The following is a 23,349-nucleotide window of genomic DNA, read 5'->3' on the forward strand; positions in this document are numbered from 1 at the left end:
GAAGAGATAAAATCAGTTGTTATGCCTATTGATTTAGTAGTTCCTAAATGGAATAAAGAACTTAAAATTTGGGAAGAGAGAGCAACTCAAAAGGAAATAAAAGAACACTACTTTGATATGATAAATAAATTTAAAGCTGAAATATTGGAAGTAGGATTTGATTTTAACTCTCATCAACAAAAGTGTAGAGAAAAAGACCTAGCACTTTTAGGTAATGCAATAGCAGCTAATGAAGATGCTCAAGTATATTCAAAAACTCCTGTGAGTCATTGGAGCTTTAATGATCACGATGTAGTTGAAATGTCTTTAGAAGATTTGAAACATTTGAGAATAGCAGGGGCAACATTTGTACAAACAATATTCCTTGTTGAAGCACAACTTAAATCTGCTAGTCCAGACATTTTATTATCTAAAGAAAGCTTTATAAATAAAGTAGATGAATTATGTGTCGTTAAGTGTTTTAAAAACCTCGTATAACTAAAATTACGAGGTCGTAATTTATCATAGGGAGGTTTATCATGAATAAAGCAAGTAAAAGAACCAGAGATAACTTAAAAGGTGTTAATGAAAAATTAGTAATGTTAGCAGGATATGCTCTTGCTATATCTGAACAAGACTTTTTTGTTAATGAAGGTCTTAGATCAACAGCAAAACAACAAGAATATTATAAAGCAGGTGCTAGTCAATTAGATGGAATCAATAAAAAATCTAAGCATCAGTTAGGAAGAGCGATTGATGTATATTATGTTGGATGGAAAAACACTGATAAGGTAAACGATCCTAGATGGGAAAAAGTTTATAAAGCATTTAGAACAGCAGCAGCAAATTTACATATAAATATAGTATTTGGAGCCAATTGGAAATCTTTTAAGGATAATCCACATATCGAATTAGCTAAGGGGGAATAGATTAATGAATGTTGTTATAAAATTTTTAAAGTACTTTATTTGCAAATATTTTGGAACAATAGCTATTGAAAAAATAATTGTGATTTTATTAGGCGAACTTGTAAAAAGAACAGATAGTAAAGTTGATGATCAAATATATGAGGAAGTATTTAATAAGACTCATGGTGATGTCTAGTGAGTGCTGAGTTGAGTTCAATAATTTCAGTAGCAGTAGCTATTACTGGAGTAATAGCATCTGCTATTGGAGGAATATTTGCTTATCATAAATTTTTAATGAAAAACTTAGAAAATGTTAGAAAAGAATTCTATAAAGAAATTACAAAATTAAAAGAAGATAGTGACAAAAGAGATGATGAAATTAAAGAATCTTTAAAAGAAATCAAAGAAAACATGGATAAAAGAGATGCTGAATTTAAAGAGGGCTTAAAAGAAATGAAAGCAGATCTAAAAGAAGATTTAAAATATATTAGAGAAAAAGTTTTTACTAATTAAAAAAAAGCAATTTATTTTTATTATGAATAATGTTATAATTTATTAGGATATAAAAGATCTATGCAAGTAATACTTTTAAAATTACTAATAGACACTAGGGGACGGAGTAGGTTTATTCTATAAAAAATAAAAGAAAAGGGCAGTTTTCATTGTAAATATAATATATAGGATAAAATTATAGGAGATGATTTCTATGAAAATATCAGAACAATATAATCTAAAAGGAAAAGTAGCTATAATTACAGGAGCTGGAGATGGAATAGGTAGAGCTTCTGCTTTGAAATTAGCTCAAGCTGGAGCAACTGTAGTTTGTAGTGACTTGGATTTGGAAAAGGCTCAAGAAACAGTTGTTATGATAAAAGAGTTAGGAGCAGAGGGACTAGCTGTTAAATGTAATGTAACTGTTGAAGAGGATATGAAAGCTTTAGTAGATGAAACTGTAAAACAATTTGGAAAGGTTAATATCCTTGTAAATAATGCTGGAGGTGGAGGTGGTGGAAAAGAAAAGTTAGAAGAGTTAACTTTAGATTACATCACTTTTATCTATAAATTAAATGTATTTAGTGTATTTACATTGATGAAACTATGTGCTCCACATATGAGAAAAGACGGATATGGTTCTATTATAAATATTAGTTCTATGGCGAGTAATATGGTAAGTCATAATATGAGTGTATATGGAAGCTCTAAGGCTGCTATCAATCAATTAACAAAATATGCAGCTTATGATTTAGGACCAGAAATAAGAGTAAATGCTATTGGACCTGGAGCAATTAGAACAAGAGCTTTAGGAACAGTATTAACACCAGAGATAGAGCAAAAGATGTTGGCTAAAACACCTATAAAAAGATTGGGAGAAGCTGAGGATATAGCTGATGCAGTTCTATATTTTGCTAGTCCTGCTTCAAGTTGGACAAGTGGACAAGTTATCTTTGTAAATGGTGGTGGAACTCAAGAATTAGATTAATAAAAAGAGAGGCTGTTAATTTTTTAGCAGCCTCTTTTGTATTTTTAATTAAAAATAAATTGAACAAGTAACATATATAGAATAGTTCCACCAGATATTGAAAGTAGCATACTATGTTGCCATTTGTGTAAAGTTACTATACCAAGAATAGCTATAATTTCTGGTAAAGCAAATGGATTAGTTATAAAAGAAACATCTTTTAGACAATAGATAATTAGCATTCCAATAACAGAAAAAGGAAGAACTCTACCTAAATATTGAATATATTTTGGAATAGGTTTATTAGCTGGAAAGATAATAAAAGGTAAAAATCTAGTTGTCATAGTTCCTAATACAACAGCTCCAACAGTTAATATCTCTTGTGTAATAGTCATTATTTATCCTCCTTTTCAAGTTTTTTTCTAACAGATGTTAGAGAGATTAAAATCAGTATCATAGAAGGGATAATAAAATTCTCTCCTTTAAATATGAGTAGAGCTAAAACAGAAGCTCCAAGTCCAATAAGAGCAGGAGTATGATTTTTTTGTGAATCCCATTGAGTTAAAAAGATTACAACAAAAAGTGCAGTCATAACAAAATCAATTCCCTCAGTACTAAAAGTTATAAATTTTCCTAAAATACCACCTAAAGCAGCTCCAATAGCCCAATAAAGATAATTCATTAGTGTTACAAAGAACATGAACCAACCTTTATCAACATTTTTAGGAATAGGAGTTGTACAGTTAATTGAAAAAGACTCATCACACATTCCAAAAATCAAAAAAAATCTTTTTTTACCAGTTCCATGATATTTTTCTAACATTGATAGTCCATAAAAAAGATGTCTAGCATTGACCATTAAAGCTAAAATAAAAGCATTTATAGGATCAAAGGCACTAACTAAAAGATTGGCTGTAATAAATTCCATAGATCCAGCAAAGATAGTTACTGCCATAAGAAAAGGATAGATAAAAGAGAACCCCATTTTACTCATATATATTCCATATGCTAATCCTAGAAAAGTAAAACCAGCACAAATAGGAATAGTATGAGGAAGGGCAGCTTTAAAAGCGACTGTTTTTGTATTCATTTTTCCTCCTAAGTATTAAAATTTTATTATATCCAAGGGATTATATAATATTTTTTTAATAAAATCAAGTTAAAAATATCAATTAATTGGAAAAATTAAAGATGAAATTTATTAACTGAATTTATGTAATTAATTAGAACAAATATGTACTTTTATATGAAAAATAAAAATATATATCCTAAAATAAAAATAAAACTTACAATTTCTTGAAAAGTATAGTATAATATATTTTTGAGTAGTTAAGATAGGTTTCTTTGAAGAGAATTACATTTGAATATATTTTATTTTTGACACACCGTTAAATGTATATGTGAGAAAAGAACAGAGAAAATCCTATAATGCTACAAAGAAATTTTTGTTATAGGACACAATATAAAGCAGTGTGATTATGATGAAATAAAATAATTTAAATAAGGAAGTGAAGAATGGAAAAATTAGAAGAATTTAGAAAATTAGGACTAAGTGATAAAACTTTAAAGGCTCTTTCAAAGAAAGGATATGAAACTCCAACTCCTATACAAGCTCTTACAATACCAGCATTATTAAATGGAGAAAAGGATATAATAGGACAAGCTCAAACAGGAACAGGAAAAACAGCTGCTTTTTCTTTACCTATATTAGAAAGATTTGAATCTTCAAAAAGTATACAAGCTATTGTTTTAGCTCCAACAAGAGAGTTAGCTCTACAAGTGGCAGAAGAGATGAATAGTCTTGCAAGTGGGAAGAAAATCAGAATAACTCCAGTTTATGGGGGACAATCTATCGAGTTCCAAATAAAACAATTAAAAAAAGGAACAGATATAATTGTAGGAACTCCTGGAAGAGTTATGGACTTAATGGATAGAAAACTAATAAAATTAGATAATCTTAAATATTTTATTTTAGATGAAGCAGATGAGATGTTAAATATGGGATTTGTTGAAGATGTAGAAAAAATACTTGAATCTACAAACGAAGATAAGAGAATGCTTTTCTTCTCTGCTACAATGCCTAATGAGATAATGAAAATAGCTAAAAAACATATGAAAGATTATGAAGTATTAGCTGTAAAAACAAGAGAACTTACAACAGACTTAACAGATCAAATATATTTTGAAGTTCATGAAAGAGATAAATTTGAGGCTCTTTGTAGAATAATTGATTTAACAAGAGATTTCTATGGAATTGTTTTCTGTAGAACTAAAAATGATGTAAATGATGTAGTAGGAAAATTGAATGATAGAGGATATGATGCAGAAGGGCTTCATGGAGATATCAGTCAAAATTATAGAGAGGTTACATTAAAGAGATTTAAAGCAAGAAAAATAAATGTTCTTGTAGCAACAGACGTAGCAGCTAGAGGAATAGATGTAAATGATCTATCACATGTAATAAACTATGCTATTCCACAAGAAGCTGAAAGCTATGTTCATAGAATAGGAAGAACAGGAAGAGCAGGAAAAGAGGGAACTGCAATCACATTTATAACACCTCAAGAGTATAGAAGACTTTTACAAATTCAAAAAATAGTAAAAACTGAAATTAGAAAAGAGAGAATTCCTGGAGTAAAAGATGTAATTCAAGCTAAGAAATTTAGATTGATGGAAGAGTTACAACAAATTTTAGCTGATGGAAACTTTGATAACTTTAAATCACTTGCTAAAGAGCTTCTAGCTGGAGAAGATCCTGTGGATATTGTAGCAGCTCTATTAAAAAATTCATATGAAGATGAGTTAGATGAAAATAGTTACAATGAGATTAATGCAGCTCCATTAGAAAAAACGGGAAAAGTAAGACTGTTTGTTGCTCTTGGAAGAAAAAATGATATGACTCCTAAAAAATTAGTTGAACTTGTAAATAGAAAAACAAGAATTGATGAGAGAAAATTGAAGAATGTAGAAGTTTATGATAATTTCTCTTTCATGTCTGTTCCATTCCGTGAAGCAGAAGAGATTATAGAAGCATTTAAACAAGATAAGAGAGGAAAGAAACCTCTAATTGAAAAGGCAAAAGCTAAAGATAAAAAAGAAAAATAAGATAGATGAGCTAGTATTAACTAATAAGTTTAGTTTAATACTAGCTTTTTTAATGTAAAATATAATTTTCAAAAGTAGAGGAGTGTAAACGACTACTACTTTTGAGACGCAGAAACGAAGTTTCTGTGATCCTTAACGTTAACAAAACTTATATTTTTTAACATCAAGTTGTCTCCATGTCAGTGAATAAAGAATCCCTAGGCTTATTACGTTGAAAATGCAAAACTCGGCTATGCCTCAAACACGTTGCATTTTCTTAACTGCATTTCGCTGAGGGCTTCTAATATTCATTTCCGAATTACGTCAACTTGATGTTAGGGATAAAATCATCACTTTATCAAATATCAGCTAAAATGGAATTTGGAGAAGAATATTAGAGAGAGTTGCGAAATCTGACGCTAAAAATTCCGACGTGTTTGAAGACGAAGTCAAGTTTTGGAATTTTAGTCAGATGAGTATTACTCTCTCTTTATTCTTTGACATGGAATTTAGCTGATATTTAAAAGAAATAGAGATAACTTAAATTGACTAATAATCACTAATGCAAAGGCACTTTGTCAAAAACTAACGATATACAAGAAAAAATGAACTTAGCTAGATAAATTATAGTTTAAAAATTTGAATATTGAAAAAAGAAATATAGATTAAATTTAATTAAAAGTCACTTTTTAAAATAGGATGGATGTGCTATAATTATAGAGTATAATTATAATAATTTTAGGAGAAATTATGAGCGGAGAAAAAGAAACAAAAAAATATAGAAGATATGGCTTAATACTTTATTATCTGCTAAAATTAGTTGGAAAGACACTAAAAGTTAAATTAATAAGGAATGATAAGGTAAAAGAGAATGAAGAAAGTTATATTTTTGCTTTTTGGCATAATAAGCTTGTAATTCCAAGTCTATGTCTTGATTATATAGAGAAAAGAGCAGTTCTTGCTAGTCCATCAAAGGATGGAGAGTTAATCTCTGTTCCTTTAGAAAAAATGGGATTTCATATGGTAAGAGGTTCTTCAGATAAAAACTCAACTTCAAGTTTAATATCTTTAATAAGATTGATGAAGCAAGGGTATAGTATAGGAACTCCAGTAGATGGACCTAAGGGACCTATCTATGAAGTTAAACCTGGAATGATATATTTAGCTCAAAAGGGAAGAAAATATATAGTTCCAATAGGTGGAGCCTATAAAGATAAATGGATATTTAAAAAAGCTTGGGATAAGTTTCAATTTCCTAAACCTTTTACAACAATGGTATTTTTAATGGGTGATCCCATAGAAATTCCTAAAGATGCAGATATAGATATATATTGTGAATTATTAAAAAATAAACTTAATGAACTAGACAGAGAAGCAGAAAAATATTTTTAATAATTGTCTAGTAGAAGGAGAGAATAGATGAATAAAAGTTTTTATGTAACAACACCTATTTATTATGTAAATGGGGATCCACATGTAGGAAGTGCCTACACAACAATAGCAGCTGATGTACTAGCTAGATATAAAAAAACAATGGGGTATGATGTTTTCTTTTTAACTGGAACAGATGAACATGGACAAAAAGTTGAAGAAACAGCTAAAATGAAAGGTTACACACCTCAACAATGGACAGATATTATGGCTCCTAAGTTTGTTGAAATGTGGAAAGCTTTAAACATAGAATATACTGATTTTATTAGAACAACTGAATCAAGACATAAAGATGCAGTAAAGAAGATATTAAAAAAAGTTTATGAAAATGGAGATATATATAAAGGAGAATATTCAGGAAAATACTGTGTTTCATGTGAAACTTTCGTACCTGAAAATCAAATAGTAAATGGAAACCATTGTCCAGATTGTGGAAAAGAACTTAGAGTAGTAAAGGAAGAATCATACTTCTTTAAAATGTCAAAATATCAAGATGCTCTATTAGCACATATAGAATCTCATCCTGATTTTATATTACCTCGTTCAAGAAGAAATGAAGTTATATCTTTTATTAAACAAGGATTACAAGATCTTTCTATTTCAAGAAATACATTTGAATGGGGAATCCCTATTGAATTTGCTCCAGGACATATTACTTATGTTTGGTTTGATGCTTTAACAAACTATCTAACAGCAACAGGATATGAAAATGATCCAGAAAAGTTTGAAAAATACTGGACAAATGGACATGTAGTTCACTTATTAGGAAAAGATATAGTAAGATTCCATGCTATTATTTGGCCTTGTATGTTACTTTCTGCTGGAATTAAACTTCCAGATAATATAGTAGCTCATGGTTGGTGGACTTCTGAAGGTGAAAAAATGTCTAAATCTAAAGGAAACGTTGTAGATCCAATAGCAGAGACAAAAAAATATGGTGTAGATGCTTTTAGATATTGCCTATTAAGAGAAGTTCAATTTGGAAATGATGGAGACTACTCTACAAAATCAGTAGTAACTAGAATCAATTCAGATTTAGCAAATGATTTAGGAAACCTATTAAACAGAACTTTAGGAATGTATAAAAAATATTTTGGTGGGGTTATAACTTCAGGAACTGAAAGAGATAGTTTTGATGATGAGATAGAAAATCTATGGAATGAAACTTTAAAAGAGGTAAATGAGCAAATGGATATAGTTCAATTCTCAAAAGCTCTTGAAGGAATTTGGAAATTTATCTCAAGATTAAATAAATATATTGATGAGACTATGCCTTGGGCTCTTGCTAAAGATGAAGCTAAAAAAGATAGATTAGCAGTAGTAATGAACCATTTAGTAAATGGACTTTATAAAGTTGCAGTAATGATTTATCCATATATGCCTGAATCAGCTCAAAAAATCTGGAATCAATTAGGAGTTGAAAAAGAGGTAAGAAATGCTTTAGTAAGTGATGTTGAAGGTTGGGATCTATTACCAGCAGGACATGTATTAGGAAATGCAGAACCTATATTCCCAAGACTTGATCTTGAAGCATTAGAACCAAAAGTTGATCCTATGGCAATCAATCCTGATTTAGTAATAGAAAATGCAATTGATATATCTGAATTTGATAAATTAAAAATACAAGTAGTAGAAATCTTAGAAGCTGGAAAGATTAAGGGAGCAGATAAACTTCTTAAATTTAAAGTTAGCCTTGGAGATCATGCAAGACAAATAGTTTCAGGAATTGCTAAAGCTTATCCAGAGCCAGAAAAATTAGTTGGTAAGAAAGTATTAGCTATAACAAATCTTAAACCAGTTAAATTAAGAGGAGAGATCTCTCAAGGAATGCTTTTAAGTACAGAGGATAAAAATGGACTTAGACTTGTTGAAGTAGCTAAAGAGGTAGCAACAGGATCAAAAGCTAAATAATTTTAATATGGAGGGGAAATTTATGAGAAAAGTTACTAAGGCAGTAATACCAGCAGCTGGATTAGGAACTAGAGTTTTACCAGCAACTAAAGCTCAACCTAAAGAGATGCTAGTAATAGTTGATAAGCCTTCATTACAATATATTGTAGAGGAGCTTGTGCAATCAGGAATAAAGGATATTGTTATTGTAACTGGAAGAAATAAAAACTCAATAGAGGATCACTTTGACTATTCTTATGAAGTTGAAAGCACTTTAAAAAAAGATGGAAAGAATGAACTTCTTGAAAAGATAGAAAATATATCAGATATGGCAAATATCTTTTATGTTAGACAAAATCATCCAAAAGGATTAGGACATGCAATTTTAAAAGCAAAACCTTTCATTGGAGATGATCCTTTTGTAATAGCTCTTGGAGATGATATTGTTTATAACGATGAGTATCCTGTGGCAAAGCAAATGATAGATGTATATGAAAAATATGGATCTAGTATAGTTGGATGTCAAGAGGTAGCTCAAAAAGATGTTTCAAAATATGGAGTTGTAAAACCTACTCAATATCTTGATAATGATACTTGTGAGATAGATGACTTTATAGAAAAACCAGCAGTTGAAGAAGCTCCTTCAAGATATGCTTGTCTTGGAAGATACCTTCTTGATGGAAAGATATTTAAATATCTTGAAGAGGTAAAACCTGGAAAAGGTGGAGAGATTCAATTGACAGATGCAATATTAGATATGATGAAAGCAGGAGAAAAGGTACTTGCTTATGACTTTAAAGGAAAAAGATATGATATAGGGAATAAGTTTGGACTTTTAAAGGCTAATATTGAATTTGGTTTAAGAAATGATGAAACAAAAGAGGAACTTTTAAACTATTTAAAAAATGATTTAAAATTAGATTAAAAATATTTTGGGGCTGTTCAAACTATTAGTTTGTTCAGCTCCTTTTATATTAATTATTTAAATTATAATTTCCAAAAGTAGAGGAGTGCAAACGACTACTACTTTTGAGACGCAGAAATGAAGTTTCTGTGATCCTTAACGTTAACAAAACTTATATTTTTTAACATCAAGTTGTCTCCATGTCAGTGAATAAAGAATCCCTATAGCTCATTCCGTTGAAAATGCAAAACTCGCTCCGCAAGCTTCGCTCAAACACGTTGCATTTTCTTAACTACATTTCGCTAAGGGCTTCTAATATTCACTTCCAAATTACGCCAACTTGATGTTAGGGATAATAATATTTTTACTTTTTATTAGAATGATAAATTTATAGTTTTTGTATTAGAGAGTCGATTCAATTTAAATAGGAGGTAAAAGATGAAAGTATTATTTATAGGTAATAGTCACACATATTTTAATGATATGCCATATATTTTCAAATTAATTTGTCAAGAAAATAGTATAGATGTTGATGTAACAATGCTTGCTCGTGGTTACAAGGGGCTAGATTTTCATCAAAAAGAACCAGAAGTAAGATTTAATATTCTTTATGGGAATTATGATTATATAGTTTTACAACATCTTCAAGGTGGATTTGATGAGCAAACTTTAAATAGTTCAGTAGAGGCTATAAAAAAATATATAGATAGAACAGATTCAAAAATAGTTTTATATATGCCATGGACAATAAAATCAGAGAGAGAAAAACAAAAGTCTATGAGTGATGCTTATATAAATCTAGCAAAAAAATTAAATGTTTTAGTTGCACCAGTGGGATTAGTGTGGTGGGAGTTTAAAGATGAACATCCAGATATAGAACTATATTTTAAAGATGATAAACATGCCTCAGAAATTGGTTCAACACTAGCTGCATATACAATTTATAGAGCTATTTTTAATAAAAATGCTAGTACTAGAAGTGAATTATATAAAAATATGAATAATAAAATAGAAAAAATAATCAATACAATTTGATGAAAAATATGTTAAAATTTGAGATTTTTTATAGTGAAATTGAAAAAAAGTTATTAAAATAGAAAAAATTTTAATTAACATCTTTATTTATTAAAGATAATGATGTATACTAATAGTAACCACACATCATTACTTTTTCAAAGGGGGAATCTATCATGACTAATCAGCACAATAAAGATGGAAAAAAAGAAGGACTATGGGTTAAAACATACGACAATGGAAGAATTCAAGAGGAAAAAAATTATGTGAATGGTGTCAGAGAGGGAGAATATAAATCATATTATATGAATGGACAAGTTGAAACAAGAAAATTCTATAAGAATGGAAATATACATGGAGTTTATGAAACTTTCTATAGCGATGGAAAATTAAGTTCAATTCGTCATTTAGTAGATGGAGAAATAGTAGGTTTATTTGAAGAATACTATCCAAATGGAAAAGTTAAAAAATCAGCTGAACATGTAAATAATTCAACTACAACAAAAAATATTAAATATTTTCCAAATGGACAAAAGAAAGTAGATGTAAATATTAAAAATGGAGCTATGTTTGGACCATATAAAGAGTATTTCTCTAATGGTGTTCTATACATAAAATGTAATTATGGAGAAAATGGAAAACTTGACGGAGAATACAAAGAATATGATGCAGAAGGTAAATTAGTAAAAGAATGCACATATGTAAATGGTGTAGAACAATTTAAATAGGAGACTCAAAATTAGTTTAAAGCTGTCTGAAATTAAAAAACAGACAGCTTTTTAATTTGGAGAAACAGGTTCTCATGTATAAAAAAAGCTGCTCAAAAATTATTTGAACAGCCTTTTCTTCTATTTATTTCTTAAAGCTCTTAAAGTTTTTTCAAGAGATTTTAATGTGTAGTCAAGTCTGTAGAAACGAGCATTTTCTCCCATATGTCCTAATCTAATAACTTTTTGATTTAGATAAGAGTATGAATCTGCAAGCATAACTTCAAAGTTATCAAACATATAATCAAGAATCTCTTTACAACTAATTCCTTCAGGTGGATAGAATGCTGTAACAGTTGGAGAGTATCCAGATTTAAGATAAAGCTCAACTCCCATATCCATTAATCTTGTTCTAACATATTCAGCAGCTGTATAATGTCTTGAAATAACATTATCAATACCCTCTTTATAGATATTGTCAATAGCAACATCAAAAGCCATTAAATCACTTACAGGCATAGTGTAAGGGAATAGTTTTTCCTTAACACAGTTTTTCCAAAGTGATAGATTGCAGTAGAAAGAAGGAATAGGAGATTTTCTATTTAAAATTACCTTCCAAGCATCATCACTTATAGTCATAATAGTTAATCCAGAAGGAGCAGAGATAGCTTTTTGAGATCCTCCAAGAGCTATATCAATTCCCCATTCATCAACAGATATACGAGTTGCACCAACAGCAGATACTGTATCTACAACTGTCAATATACCTACAGATTTTAATAGCTTACAAATAGTTTCAATATTATTTAAAACACCAGAAGGAGTATCACAATGAACAAGAGTAGCATATTTAAAGTTTCTATTTTTTTCAAGGAATACTCTTAATTTATCAATTTCAAAAGCTTTTTGAAGATCAGTTTCAAAAAGAGTAACATTACCTCCATAATTTTCAACTAATCCTTTAAATCCTTCACCAAAGATTCCATTAGAAAGAACTAAAACATTATCTCCAGGTTCAGTAAGAGAAGCACAAGCACTGTCAAGTCCAAGCATTCCCTCTCCGTTCATAATGATAGTTTGAGCTTTTTCAGCACCAAAAAGTTTTCCAGTTTTTTTACAAAGTTCATCATAAAAAACAAAAAAATTAGGATCAAGATCAGGGTTTCCAAAGAAACTTGCTCTTCCTCTTAATACATTTTCTCTAACCATTGTAGGTCCAGGAGTCATCATTAAATAATTTGCTTTATACAATATAGCCACCTCCAAAAATAAAAAAACTACTTGTTTTATTATATCACAATTTAATAGATGATTTTAAGAATTTTTAAGATTTTTTTTAGCAACAGATAACATAAGCTTGATTCTATTTAATTGGTTAACTTCAGAATAAGCAGGATCATAGTCAATAGGAGCGATATTTACAAATTTATCTGAGTATTCTTCTCTTAATTTTTTTATCATTCCCTTTCCAGTAATATGATTAGGTAGACAACCAAAAGGTTGAACACAAACTATATTGGGAACTCCCTTTTCAATAAATTCAATCATCTCTCCCATTAAGAACCATCCTTCTCCAGATTGGTTACCTATTGAGATATATTTAGAAGTTTTCTTAGCCAAAGTTTCAATAGATTCATCATTTCCAAACTTTTTATTTTTTCTTAAAGCATTGTCAATTACCTTAGTGTATCTGTCAATTATCCAAAGGGTAATTTTTAGTTTAAGAGCTGATAATTTTCCTTTAAATCTTTCATTGATGAAGATATCACTAAATATACAATATTTTATAAAATTCATCAAGCTAGAAGTGTAAACTTCCCCACCTTCATTTTCAATAAATTCAGCAAGATGATTATTGGCAAAAGGACTAAATTTAACAAGAATTTCTCCAACTATACCAACTTTTACTTTTTTTTCTGAAGAAGTTTTTATATTTGAAAAATCTTCAATAATATTAGTTATATTTCTTTTATACTCAAAGAAACTACCATTTTGAATATTGATTTTTACCCTTTCATTCCAAGTATTATACAGTTTTTCGCTTTCTCCCTTATTAATCTCATATGGACGTGTATGATATAGTAGTTTCATTAAAATATCTCCATATGAAACAGCTAATAAACATCTGTGTGCAAGAGCAGGGGTAATTTTAAATCCCTCTTGTTTTTCAAAACCATTAGCATTTAAAGACAGGATTGGTACTTTTTCAAATCCACTATCTTTTATAGCTTTCTTTAGAAAACCTAAATAGTTAGTAGCACGGCAACTTCCTCCAGTTTGAGAGATCATAACAGCTGTTTTATTTAGATCATATTTGCCAGATTTCAAAGCTGATATTAACTCTCCAATAACAAGAATAGAAGGGTAACAAGCATCATTATTTACATATTGTAACCCATAATCTAAAGCCTCTTTAGTTTCAGGAAGTATCTCTAGATTATATCCCTCTTGTTTAAATGCTACACTTATAAGGTTAAAGTGCATAGGTGCCATTTGTGGGGCAAGGATAGTATAATCTTTTTTCATATTTTTTGTAAATTTAGCTTTCTTGTATTCTATTTTTTTCTTTATACTTTTCTTTAATACTTTTTTCTTATAATCTAGAGCAGCTAATAAACTTCTAATTCTTATTTTTACTGCTCCAAGGTTGCTAATCTCATCTATTTTTAATAGAGTATGTACCTTTCCATGATTAGCAAGAATTTCAGCAACTTGATCAGTTGTAACAGCATCAATACCACAGCTAAAACTGTTTAGTTCAATAAGTTCAAGACAATTACTTTTTCCAACATAAGCAGCAGCCCTGTACAATCTTGAATGGTACGTCCATTGATCTACAACTCTTAACTCTTCATTTAATGAAGAGATACTTGCAACAGCATCTCCAGTAAGAACAGCTATTCCAAAAGAGTTGATAATATTAGGGATACCATAGTGAATCTCTTTATCACAATGGTATGGTCTACCACATAAAACTACCCCTGTTTTACCAGTTTTTTCTAAATCTTTGATGATTTCTAAAGCTTTATTTTTTAGATCTTTTCTAAAGTTTAATCTCTCTTCCCAAGCTAAATCAAGGGCATTTTGTACCTCTTCTTCAGAAATATCAAATTTTTCAAACTCCTCTAAGATAGTTTTTTTCAAAATCTCTTTACTTTCAAAAGAGAAGAAAGGTATCATAAGATCAATATGTTTTTCTTTTAATATATCTAAGTTATTTTTAATAACTTCAGGATAAGACATAACTATAGGACAATTAAATTGATTTTGAGAGTTTTTATCCTCTTTTTCTTCAAAGATAACACAAGGATAGAATATTCTTTTTATTCCCTTTTCAATAAGATTTATAATATGTCCATGTACTAATTTAGCTGGATAGCAGATTGAATCAGATGTAATAGTGTCTATTCCCTTTTCATAAAGTTTTTTAGAAGAATCATCTGAAATTACTACTCTAAATCCTAAAGCTGTTAAAAGAGTAAACCAGAATGGGTATGAATCATAGATATTTAAAACTCTAGGAATCCCTATCTCTCCTCTAGGTGCTTGAGAAGGCTCTAAAGGAACATAGCTAAATAATCTATTATATTTGTATTCATACATATTTGGAGCTGAATTTTTTTTCAATTTTCCAAGAGGATTGTCACATCTGTTACCAGATATAAACCTTTCTCCATCTTTAAATTTATGAATAGTTAAAAGACAATGGTTAGTACACATTTTGCATCTTGTAAGATTAGTAGTACAATAGAAATCATTTAACTCGTCCAAATTTAAAAGGGTAGATTTTTCAATATTTTCCTCTTTTGCAATAAGGGCAGCTCCAAAAGCCCCCATAAGTCCAGCTATATTAGGTCTGATTACATCTCTATCTGAAACTAATTCAAAGGCTCTTAATACACAATCATTCAGGAAAGTTCCTCCTTGAACAACTATATATTTTCCAAGTTCCTCTTTATTTTTAATCTTTATAACCTTAAAAAGAGTATTTTTAACAACAGAGTATGAAAGTCCAGCAGAGATATCTCCTACTTCAACTCCATCTTTTTGAGCTTGTTTTACCTTTGAGTTCATAAATACTGTACATCTAGTTCCTAAATCAGCAGGAGCTTTAGCCTCTAAACCTTTTTTAGAAAACTCAATAATATCCATTCCTAAAGAGTTAGCAAAAGTTTCTAAGAAAGATCCACAACCAGAAGAACAAGCCTCATTTAAAAGTATAGAGGTAATAACTCCATCTTCTATTTTTAAACATTTCATATCTTGTCCACCAATGTCTAAGATAAAGTCAACATTAGGTTGGAAAAATTGAGCTCCCTTATAGTGAGCCATAGTTTCAACAACTCCAATATCTACTTTTAAAGCTGCTTTAATCAAAGCCTCTCCATATCCAGTGACACATGAACTTTTAATAGTGATATCCTTTGAAAGTTTTGAATACAATTCTTTTAAAGTGGTAATTATATTTTCTAAAGGATTTCCTTTATTGTGAGAGTAGTGAGAGTATAGAATTTCACTATTTTCAGATATAAGTACAACTTTTATAGTTGTTGATCCAGCATCAATTCCTAAATAAGCATTACCTTTATATGTAGTTAGATCAACTGCATCAATTTTTTCTTTTTCATGCCTTGTATAAAACTCTTTTAACTCCTCTTCATCTTTAAAAAGAGGTTGCAATCTTGTAGTATCTGAAGTGTCTTTTTCATTAAGACGTTGAAATTTTTTCTCTAATTCCTCAACTGTAAAGAAATTAGAATTTTCTTTAGACAGTAGTGCAGCCCCTTGAGCTACAAAAAGTTGTGAATTTTCAGGAAAAATTATATCTTCATTAGTAAGTTTTAAAGTATCAATAAATCTATTTCTAAGTTCACTTAAAAAGAAAAGTGGACCTCCTAGAAAAGCAACTTTTCCAGTTATTTTCTTTCCACATGCTAATCCTGTTATAGTTTGATTAACAACAGCTTGTAAAACAGAAACAGCAATATTTTCTTTTTTTACCCCTTCATTGATCAAAGGTTGAATATCTGTTTTAGCAAAAACACCACATCTAGCAGCGATAGGGTAGATTGTATCAAAGCCTTTAGCCAATTCATTTAATCCAGAGGCATCTGTATTTAATAAACTTGCTATTTGATCAATAAAAGCTCCAGTACCTCCAGCACAGCTTCCATTCATTCTTTGATCCATATCATTTTTTAAAAATGTAATTTTAGCATCTTCTCCACCAAGTTCAATAGCTACATCAGTTTCAGGAATAAAAGTTTCAATAGATTTTATACATGCTATAACCTCTTGTACAAAGTCTAAATCTATCCAAGATGCAATTCCCATTCCACTAGAACCTGTAATGCTCACTTTACATTGAATATCATTCCCATATTTTTCTTTTAGCTCTTTTAAAAAGCTATCAAACATTGTTTTAGCAGTTTCCCTAACATTTGATAGGTGTCTTTGGTAAATAGAATATATTATTGAGTTCTCTTCATTTAAACATACTATTTTTATAGTAGTAGATCCTACATCAATTCCAACATAAAATTTTTTCATTTTTCTCTCCTTCAAATTTAATAAATATTAACTTTATAAAAATGAAGGAATTATTAAATTAATAGAAGTCGGCAGCGATACCGCTCAAGTATATTATAGGATATTGAAATCTCAGTTTCTGGGTAAGATATAACCTCTTCAACTTCCTTTACTATTATCTCTTCTATTTTTTCTAAAAAAATAGGGATAAGATCGTTTAAAACTTCCTCTTCAACAAAAGGTTCAATTTTATTCAATTTTGAAAAATTATATTCCTTTGTTCCCTCTCCACTATTTCCTAAAATAAATACCATATTAGGATTATCAGTGAGGATGGGAGCTTTTTTTACTGAAGTAAAATTAGAAGTAAAAAACATTAGCATAAATGAAATTATAAAAAGTGACAATTTCATCCTCAATTTTCTTGTATAAGTAAGAGAAAATTCTTACTATACTCCCCTCCTTTAACCATTATTATAATGTTTCAACATCAGCAGTAACTTTATAAATAACATCTTTTCTTTCAATGATAATCTCAGTTTTTTCTTTTAACTCTTTGTTCTCTTTGATACTATTTAAAAGTTCAAAACTAGGATTTATAGCTCTTGGGTGTCCAGTAAGCATAAGCATACTGTAATCTCCATGAGTATCTCCATAAGCATAGCTCTCTTTTAAATCAATATTATATTTTTTACAAAACATATCTATAGATTTCATCTTATTAACTGAATCCCACATAGGTGAAATCTCTCCAGATAGGGCACCATCTTTTACATGATAAATAGAGCCACAAAAATCATCTGCCCCCCATTTTTTAGCCATACGAGAAACAAGGAAATCTGGACTTCCAGATATAAAGATAACAAGGTGTCCCTGTTCTTTGTGCCATTGAATCATCTTTCTAGTATAAGAGTAAACTCTGTTTCCTTTTAATTCTACAACTTGATGAGCAACAAAATCATTGTATTGAGTAGGAAGTCCTTTTATAGCATCAACATAAGTTAAAGTAAGATCTTCAAGGTATTTATCATAATCCCCTACTCTATTGTCCCAAAGTTTATAAGCCTCTTTTACCCTTTTATCATATTCACTAAAATCTAAAAGTTCATATTTAATTAATTTTTTAAAGTGTTCAGTTAGTAATGAGTTTCTATAAATAGTTCCATCTATATCAAAAAATGCAGCAATCATTGTATTAACCTCCTATAAGTTAGTAAAGTATATTAAAGCAGTTATATCTAAGAAATTATAGAGCAAAAATAAAAAAAAGTCAATTTTCCAGATTTTAAAAAGCACAGTTCTGTGGTAAAATGATTATAATATAGAATAAAATATAAAAAGGTGTGTGAATGATGAAAAAAATTAGATTGGCATTAGTTTATTTAATAATCACTGTAACAATTTTTGCACAAGAAGGATATATTGCTTCATTCAATACATTGAGACTAGGAAGAAATAAAAAAGATTATGTTTATGTTTCACAAATCTTGGAGAATTTTGATATAGTTGGCTTGATAGAAGTTATGAATAAAGAGGGAGTAGAGGAGTTAGTTGATAATTTAGAGAAAGTTTCTAAAGCTGAATGGGATTATCATATCTCTCCATATCCTGTAGGGAAAAATAGCTATAAAGAATATTTTGCTTATGTTTGGAGAAAGGATAAAGTAACTTTTTTAAAGGATAGAGGTTATTATAAAGATAGTGATAAAAGATTTTCAAGACAACCTTATGGGGCTGATTTTAAAATAGGAGAATTTGATTTTACCTTTGTTTTAGCCCACTCAATATTTGGAAAAAGTGAAGCTTTAAGGAGAGCTGAGGCATTTAGATTAAATGAGGTTTACGATTATTTTCAAGATTTAGATCCTAAAGAGAATGATATTATTTTAGCAGGAGATTTTAATCTTTCAGCTTTTGATGAAGCTTTTGATAAATTGATTTTACATAAGGATAAGATTACTTATGTTTTAAATCCAACTATAAAAACAACTTTGGGAAAAGATAGCTTAGCTAGCTCATATGATAATATGTTTATATCGAAGATATATACTGGAGAATTTAATGGTAAAAGTGGAGCTTTAGATTTTACAAATGATAATTTTAGAGAGATGAAAGAAAGGGTATCAGATCATCTTCCTATCTTTATAGTAGTAGAAACTGAGAAAGATGATGATTGATAAGAGGTAATAATGAAGATAGCATATGTTTTTTTTAATGGTGAACTAGAAGGAAGAGTTGAGTATTTTAAAGATCTTCTTTTAAAAGAAAAGGGAGATATATATTGTGCAGATGGAGGTGCCTTACATTTAGAAAAGTTAGGAATACTTCCATTAGAAATTTGGGGAGATTTGGATTCTGTTTCAGAGGAAATCTTAGAGAAATATAGTATAAATAATGTAGTAATAAAAAGATTTCCTAAAGATAAAGATTTTACAGATGGAGAACTTGTATTACAATATTTGATAGATAAAGGGTACGATGAGATTAGAATAATTGGAGGACTAGGGGGAAGAATAGATCATGCCCTTACAAATCTAAATCTAATTTTTAAATTTAAAAATACAATATTTTTAACAGAGAAAGAGAAGATTTTTTCAATAGAAAAAGAGAAGAAAATAGAAGGAGCAAAGGGAAAAACTATATCATTTGTTCCATTTTCTGAAAAGATAGAGGGGTTGACACTAAAAGGATTTAAATATCCTTTGAATAAATATACTCTCCATCAAGGGGATTCCATATGTATGAGTAATATAGCAGTAGAAGAAAGGTGTGAAGTTAGTTTTTCTACTGGAAAACTTATGGGAATAATCTTAAATGAAGAGATTTAGGAGGGGCTTATGATAAAAATTTGGGGAGCAATTATTTTAGCTATAATAGGGATAACTTACTTAGGAATACTTCTTTTAAGTTCAACAAAGGAATCTGATGATAAATATATCATAGGAATACTTAAAATAGGTTATAAGACTTTTGATTATTTTAAAGTTAAAAAAAGCTTAATAGGGGTGTATGTATCATATTTTTTTCTTGCAGTAGGTTATCTTCTTTTGAGAGGAAGAACTTTAGAATTGAAAAAAAGAAAATAACAATAGTTGACAAAGTAAGAAGTATATAGTATAATTTTCAAGATATATTGTGTAACTTAGGAGGAAAGTATGTTAAAAGAGGGAATAACATTAACACTTGAAAAGGTAGTAAAAGCAGAAGAAACAGCAGCAAAAGTTGCTTCAGGAGCATTAGAAGTATTTTCAACACCAATGTTAATAGCATTTATGGAGCAAACTTCTTTTGAACTGGCTCAACAATATATGAAAGAGGGAGATACAACAGTTGGAGTATCTGTTAATATAAAGCATTTAAAAGCTAATTTAGTTGGAGATAGATTAAAATGTATCTCTACCTTAGAAAAAATAGATGGAAAAAGATTAGATTTTTCAGTTAAAGTATATCATAATGAGAATGTTGTTGGAGAGGGAGAACATTCTAGATTTATAGTTAACGAGGAAAAATTCTTAGGTAAATTAAAAGGATAGTTAAGCTATCCTTTTTTTAAAGTATTAAAATATATAAAATTTTAAGGAGGAGAAATGGAAGAAAAAGAGGTAAAACTTGGAACAAAGACAAAACTTTTGCTAGGGGCACAACATGTATTAGCTATGTTTGGAGCAACAGTTCTTGTACCTTTTCTTACAGGTTTAAACCCATCAATAGCACTAATAGCTGCTGGAGTAGGGACATTAGTATTTCACTTTTGCACTAAGGGGATTGTTCCAGTATTTTTAGGGTCATCATTTGCTTTTATAGGGGCTTTAACTTTAGTTTTAAGAGAAGAGGGAATAGCTGCAATAAAAGGTGGAGTAGTAGCTGCTGGTATAATCTATATTATTATGTCAATTTTAGTAAAAATATTTGGAGTTGAAAAAATTAAATCATTCTTTCCACCAATAGTAACAGGACCTATTATAATGGTAATCGGATTTAGAATGAGTCCAGTTGCTTTAAGTATGGCAGGATATGCAAATGGTAAATTTGATCTTAAAAGTTTAATAGTTGCTTCAGTTGTTATTCTATCAATGATAACTATAACACTTATGAAAAAATCATTTTTAAGATTAATTCCTATTCTTGTATCAGTTATTTTAGGATATGCAGTATCAGTAATGTTGGGATTTGTTGATTTTGAACCTATTTTAAATGCAAAATGGATAGGGCTTTCTCATGAGGCTGCCTCAGATCTATTTACAATGCCAAAAATATCTTTAAGTGCAATACTTGCAATAGCTCCAATAGCATTAGTTGTATTTATTGAGCATATAGGAGATATTACTACTAATGGAGCAGTTGTTGGAAAAGATTTCTTTAAAAATCCTGGAATACACAGAACTCTTATGGGAGATGGACTTGCAACAATAGCAGCAGGATTCTTAGGTGGACCAGCAAATACAACTTATGGAGAGAACACAGGAGTTTTAGCTGTAACTAAAATTTATGATCCATTTGTTCTTAGAATAGCAGCTTGTTATGCAATAGTATTAGGACTTTTAGGTAAATTTGGAGTTATTCTTCAAACAATTCCTCAGCCTGTAATGGGAGGAGTATCAATTATACTATTTGGAATGATCTCTTCAGTTGGAGCAAGAACAATGGTAGATTCAAAATTAGATTTCTCTAATTCAAGAAACCTAATAATTGCTTCATTAATATTTGTATTTGGAATTGCAATAGATAATATTATTATTTGGAAAACAGTTTCTGTATCAGGACTTGCTCTAGCAGCACTAGTTGGAGTTCTTTGTAATAAATTATTACCTAAAGATAGAGAGCTTATGATTAATAAAAAATTAGATTAATAAAAAATAACTATAATTTTGAGCTAAGTAGATTGATGATTAAATAATCAGTTTACTTAGCTTTTTTATTTATAACTATTTTTCACAAAATATGAACAAGAAAATATAAAAAACGTTTGATTTTATTAGTGAAAATATAAAAAATATGAACAAAATAAAAATAAATTTGTTGAATAGAAAAAAATGGATAATTTGATAGAATATATAATATGTAATAAACAAAAAGATGGAGGCAAAAAAATGATAAACTATATTTGGTGTGGAATGATAATAATAGGTATAATAGTAGGAACTCTGACTGGAAATATAGAGGCAGTTTCAACAGCAGCTATTGAATGGGCAGAGACAGCAGTTGAACTGTCATTAGGATTAATTGGGGTAATGGCATTGTGGTTAGGGTTAATGAAGATAGCTGAAGAGGCTGGAATAGTAAGAGGTATGGGGTTATTAATGAAACCTATAATGGTAAAATTATTCCCTGAAGTACCTGCAGATCACCCAGTAATGGGAAGTATAGTTGCAAATATGGCAGCAAACTTTTTTGGACTTGGAAATGCAGCAACACCATTAGGGATAAAAGCTATGCAAGAGTTACAAGATCTGAATGAAAATAAAGAGGAAGCATCAAATGCAATGGTAATGTTTTTAGCAATTAACACTTCATCTGTAACATTGATATCTTCAAGTACAATAGCATATAGATCAGCAGCAGGAGCGGCAAATCCTGCAGATATAATAGGACCGACAATAATTGCAACAGCTGTATCAACAACAGTAGCAATAATAGCATGTAAATTACTTGAAAAACTTCCAAAATATAAAAGAGAAAAAGTTACAACAATAAAAGAGGAAACTAAATAATAGGGGGATAAACAATGACATTTACAGGAATAATGAATCAAATTTCAATATATGCAATACCAGTGATGATATTAGGAATAGTATTGACTGGAATAATAAAAAAAATAAAAGTATATGAAGTATTTTGTGAAGGAGCAAAGGAAGGATTTACAACAGCAGTAAGAATAATTCCATTTTTAGTAGCTATGTTAGTGGCTATAGGTATATTTAGAGCTTCAGGAAGTATAGATTGGATGGTAAAAATATTAGATCCAATATTATCAAAAATAGGAATGCCAGGAGAAGTATTACCATTAGCAATAATGAGACCTCTATCAGGTGGAGGAGCAAATGGTATATTAGTTGATTTGATGAAAACACATGGAGCAGATTCATTAATAGGAAGAATGGCAGCTACAATGAGTGGTTCAACAGAGACAACATTCTATGTGTTAGCAGTATATTTTGGAGCAGTAAGCATAAGAAAAACAAGACATGCAGTTACTGCTGGATTACTTGCTGATGTGGCAGGATTATTAACAGCAGTATGGGTTTCTAATATTGTTTTTGGGTAAAAACTATACAATTAAAAAAGTTATATTTAGTTGGTATAAATCAATGACTATATTTTGTTGATTTGCACCAACTTTTTTTATTTTTTGTTAAATATATTTTAATAAATACAAATATAATTCTGTTTAAAAAATAAAATATTTATAATAAGAATCTTGAAATATGTACTATTATATAATAT

The 23,349-nt window shown here is 29.5% G+C and carries 24 protein-coding genes; 18 read left to right on the top strand and 6 right to left on the bottom strand.

What is annotated here, in order from left to right; translation table 11 throughout:
* The 5 genes from I6E31_09740 to I6E31_09760 form a co-directional block, all read left to right on the top strand.
* A partial coding sequence (locus tag I6E31_09740) for a hypothetical protein (protein ID MCF2640246.1) occupies positions 1-477 on the top strand: 477 nt, incomplete at its 5' end.
* Positions 478-518: 41 nt separating this feature from the next.
* Entirely contained in the window at positions 519-908 is a 390-nt protein-coding gene (locus I6E31_09745) for a M15 family metallopeptidase (protein ID MCF2640247.1), read from the top strand.
* A 4-nt stretch (positions 909-912) separates the two neighbouring features.
* Positions 913-1,083, top strand: coding sequence for a hypothetical protein (locus tag I6E31_09750; GenBank protein MCF2640248.1), 171 nt, complete (start codon positions 913-915; stop codon positions 1,081-1,083).
* On the top strand, positions 1,083-1,400 hold the full coding sequence (locus I6E31_09755; protein ID MCF2640249.1) for a hypothetical protein: 318 nt from the start codon (positions 1,083-1,085) through the stop codon (positions 1,398-1,400). The genes I6E31_09750 and I6E31_09755 overlap by 1 nt, the downstream gene beginning before the upstream one ends.
* 193 nt (positions 1,401-1,593) lie before the next feature.
* The gene (locus I6E31_09760) at positions 1,594-2,367 is read left to right on the top strand and encodes a glucose 1-dehydrogenase (GenBank protein MCF2640250.1); all 774 of its coding nucleotides are present in this window, start codon (positions 1,594-1,596) and stop codon (positions 2,365-2,367) included.
* Positions 2,368-2,411: 44 nt separating this feature from the next.
* Here the strand turns inward: I6E31_09760 and I6E31_09765 are convergent, their stop codons facing one another.
* Positions 2,412-2,741: a branched-chain amino acid transporter permease gene (locus I6E31_09765; protein ID MCF2640251.1), complete on the bottom strand. Its 330-nt coding sequence runs from the start codon at positions 2,739-2,741 to the stop codon at positions 2,412-2,414.
* Positions 2,741-3,436 carry an AzlC family ABC transporter permease gene (locus I6E31_09770; protein MCF2640252.1) on the bottom strand — a complete coding sequence of 232 codons (696 nt, stop codon included), beginning with the start codon at positions 3,434-3,436 and terminating at the stop codon, positions 2,741-2,743. The genes I6E31_09765 and I6E31_09770 overlap by 1 nt, the downstream gene beginning before the upstream one ends.
* 425 nt (positions 3,437-3,861) lie before the next feature.
* On the opposite strand from I6E31_09770, the gene I6E31_09775 reads away from it, so the two are divergent.
* From I6E31_09775 to I6E31_09800, 6 genes are all read left to right on the top strand, one after another.
* Positions 3,862-5,451 (top strand): DEAD/DEAH box helicase, encoded by a 1,590-nt coding sequence (locus tag I6E31_09775; protein ID MCF2640253.1) that lies wholly within the window; start codon positions 3,862-3,864, stop codon positions 5,449-5,451.
* Positions 5,452-6,180: 729 nt separating this feature from the next.
* Positions 6,181-6,822, top strand: a complete 642-nt coding sequence (locus I6E31_09780) for a lysophospholipid acyltransferase family protein (protein ID MCF2640254.1) — start codon at positions 6,181-6,183, stop codon at positions 6,820-6,822.
* A gap of 27 nt (positions 6,823-6,849) precedes the next feature.
* Entirely contained in the window at positions 6,850-8,772 is a 1,923-nt protein-coding gene (gene metG / locus I6E31_09785; protein ID MCF2640255.1) for a methionine--tRNA ligase, read from the top strand.
* Between the two features lie 22 nt (positions 8,773-8,794).
* Entirely contained in the window at positions 8,795-9,676 is an 882-nt protein-coding gene (galU, locus tag I6E31_09790; GenBank protein MCF2640256.1) for a UTP--glucose-1-phosphate uridylyltransferase GalU, read from the top strand.
* Between the two features lie 417 nt (positions 9,677-10,093).
* Complete coding sequence (locus I6E31_09795; GenBank protein ID MCF2640257.1) at positions 10,094-10,690, top strand: hypothetical protein; 597 nt, start codon at positions 10,094-10,096, stop codon at positions 10,688-10,690.
* Positions 10,691-10,845: 155 nt separating this feature from the next.
* Positions 10,846-11,397, top strand: coding sequence for a toxin-antitoxin system YwqK family antitoxin (locus I6E31_09800; GenBank protein ID MCF2640258.1), 552 nt, complete (start codon positions 10,846-10,848; stop codon positions 11,395-11,397).
* Positions 11,398-11,517: 120 nt separating this feature from the next.
* Here the strand turns inward: I6E31_09800 and I6E31_09805 are convergent, their stop codons facing one another.
* The 4 genes from I6E31_09805 to I6E31_09820 form a co-directional block, all read right to left on the bottom strand.
* On the bottom strand, positions 11,518-12,627 hold the full coding sequence (locus I6E31_09805) for an alanine--glyoxylate aminotransferase family protein (GenBank protein ID MCF2640259.1): 1,110 nt from the start codon (positions 12,625-12,627) through the stop codon (positions 11,518-11,520).
* A gap of 63 nt (positions 12,628-12,690) precedes the next feature.
* Positions 12,691-16,926 (bottom strand): 2-hydroxyacyl-CoA dehydratase, encoded by a 4,236-nt coding sequence (locus tag I6E31_09810; GenBank protein MCF2640260.1) that lies wholly within the window; start codon positions 16,924-16,926, stop codon positions 12,691-12,693.
* Between the two features lie 53 nt (positions 16,927-16,979).
* Positions 16,980-17,312 carry a hypothetical protein gene (locus I6E31_09815; GenBank protein MCF2640261.1) on the bottom strand — a complete coding sequence of 111 codons (333 nt, stop codon included), beginning with the start codon at positions 17,310-17,312 and terminating at the stop codon, positions 16,980-16,982.
* Positions 17,313-17,379: 67 nt separating this feature from the next.
* Positions 17,380-18,096, bottom strand: coding sequence for an HAD family hydrolase (locus tag I6E31_09820; protein ID MCF2640262.1), 717 nt, complete (start codon positions 18,094-18,096; stop codon positions 17,380-17,382).
* A 161-nt stretch (positions 18,097-18,257) separates the two neighbouring features.
* Here I6E31_09820 and I6E31_09825 point away from each other — a divergent pair, with 161 nt between their 5' ends.
* The 7 genes from I6E31_09825 (at position 18,258) to I6E31_09855 (ending at position 23,170) form a co-directional block, all read left to right on the top strand.
* Complete coding sequence (locus I6E31_09825) at positions 18,258-19,082, top strand: endonuclease/exonuclease/phosphatase family protein (protein ID MCF2640263.1); 825 nt, start codon at positions 18,258-18,260, stop codon at positions 19,080-19,082.
* A gap of 12 nt (positions 19,083-19,094) precedes the next feature.
* Positions 19,095-19,733, top strand: a complete 639-nt coding sequence (locus I6E31_09830; GenBank protein MCF2640264.1) for a thiamine diphosphokinase — start codon at positions 19,095-19,097, stop codon at positions 19,731-19,733.
* Between the two features lie 9 nt (positions 19,734-19,742).
* Positions 19,743-19,991: a hypothetical protein gene (locus I6E31_09835; GenBank protein MCF2640265.1), complete on the top strand. Its 249-nt coding sequence runs from the start codon at positions 19,743-19,745 to the stop codon at positions 19,989-19,991.
* Positions 19,992-20,060: 69 nt separating this feature from the next.
* Positions 20,061-20,438, top strand: a complete 378-nt coding sequence (locus I6E31_09840; GenBank protein MCF2640266.1) for a thioesterase family protein — start codon at positions 20,061-20,063, stop codon at positions 20,436-20,438.
* A 54-nt stretch (positions 20,439-20,492) separates the two neighbouring features.
* Positions 20,493-21,755 carry a uracil-xanthine permease gene (locus I6E31_09845; GenBank protein ID MCF2640267.1) on the top strand — a complete coding sequence of 421 codons (1,263 nt, stop codon included), beginning with the start codon at positions 20,493-20,495 and terminating at the stop codon, positions 21,753-21,755.
* Positions 21,756-21,995: 240 nt separating this feature from the next.
* The gene (locus tag I6E31_09850; protein MCF2640268.1) at positions 21,996-22,616 is read left to right on the top strand and encodes a nucleoside recognition protein; all 621 of its coding nucleotides are present in this window, start codon (positions 21,996-21,998) and stop codon (positions 22,614-22,616) included.
* A 65-nt stretch (positions 22,617-22,681) separates the two neighbouring features.
* The gene (locus I6E31_09855; GenBank protein ID MCF2640269.1) at positions 22,682-23,170 is read left to right on the top strand and encodes a spore maturation protein; all 489 of its coding nucleotides are present in this window, start codon (positions 22,682-22,684) and stop codon (positions 23,168-23,170) included.
* Positions 23,171-23,349: the final 179 nt, after the last annotated feature.

The organism is Fusobacterium varium, from assembly GCA_021531615.1.
In the GTDB taxonomy this organism is placed as follows: Bacteria; Fusobacteriota; Fusobacteriia; order Fusobacteriales; family Fusobacteriaceae; genus Fusobacterium_A; species Fusobacterium_A varium_C.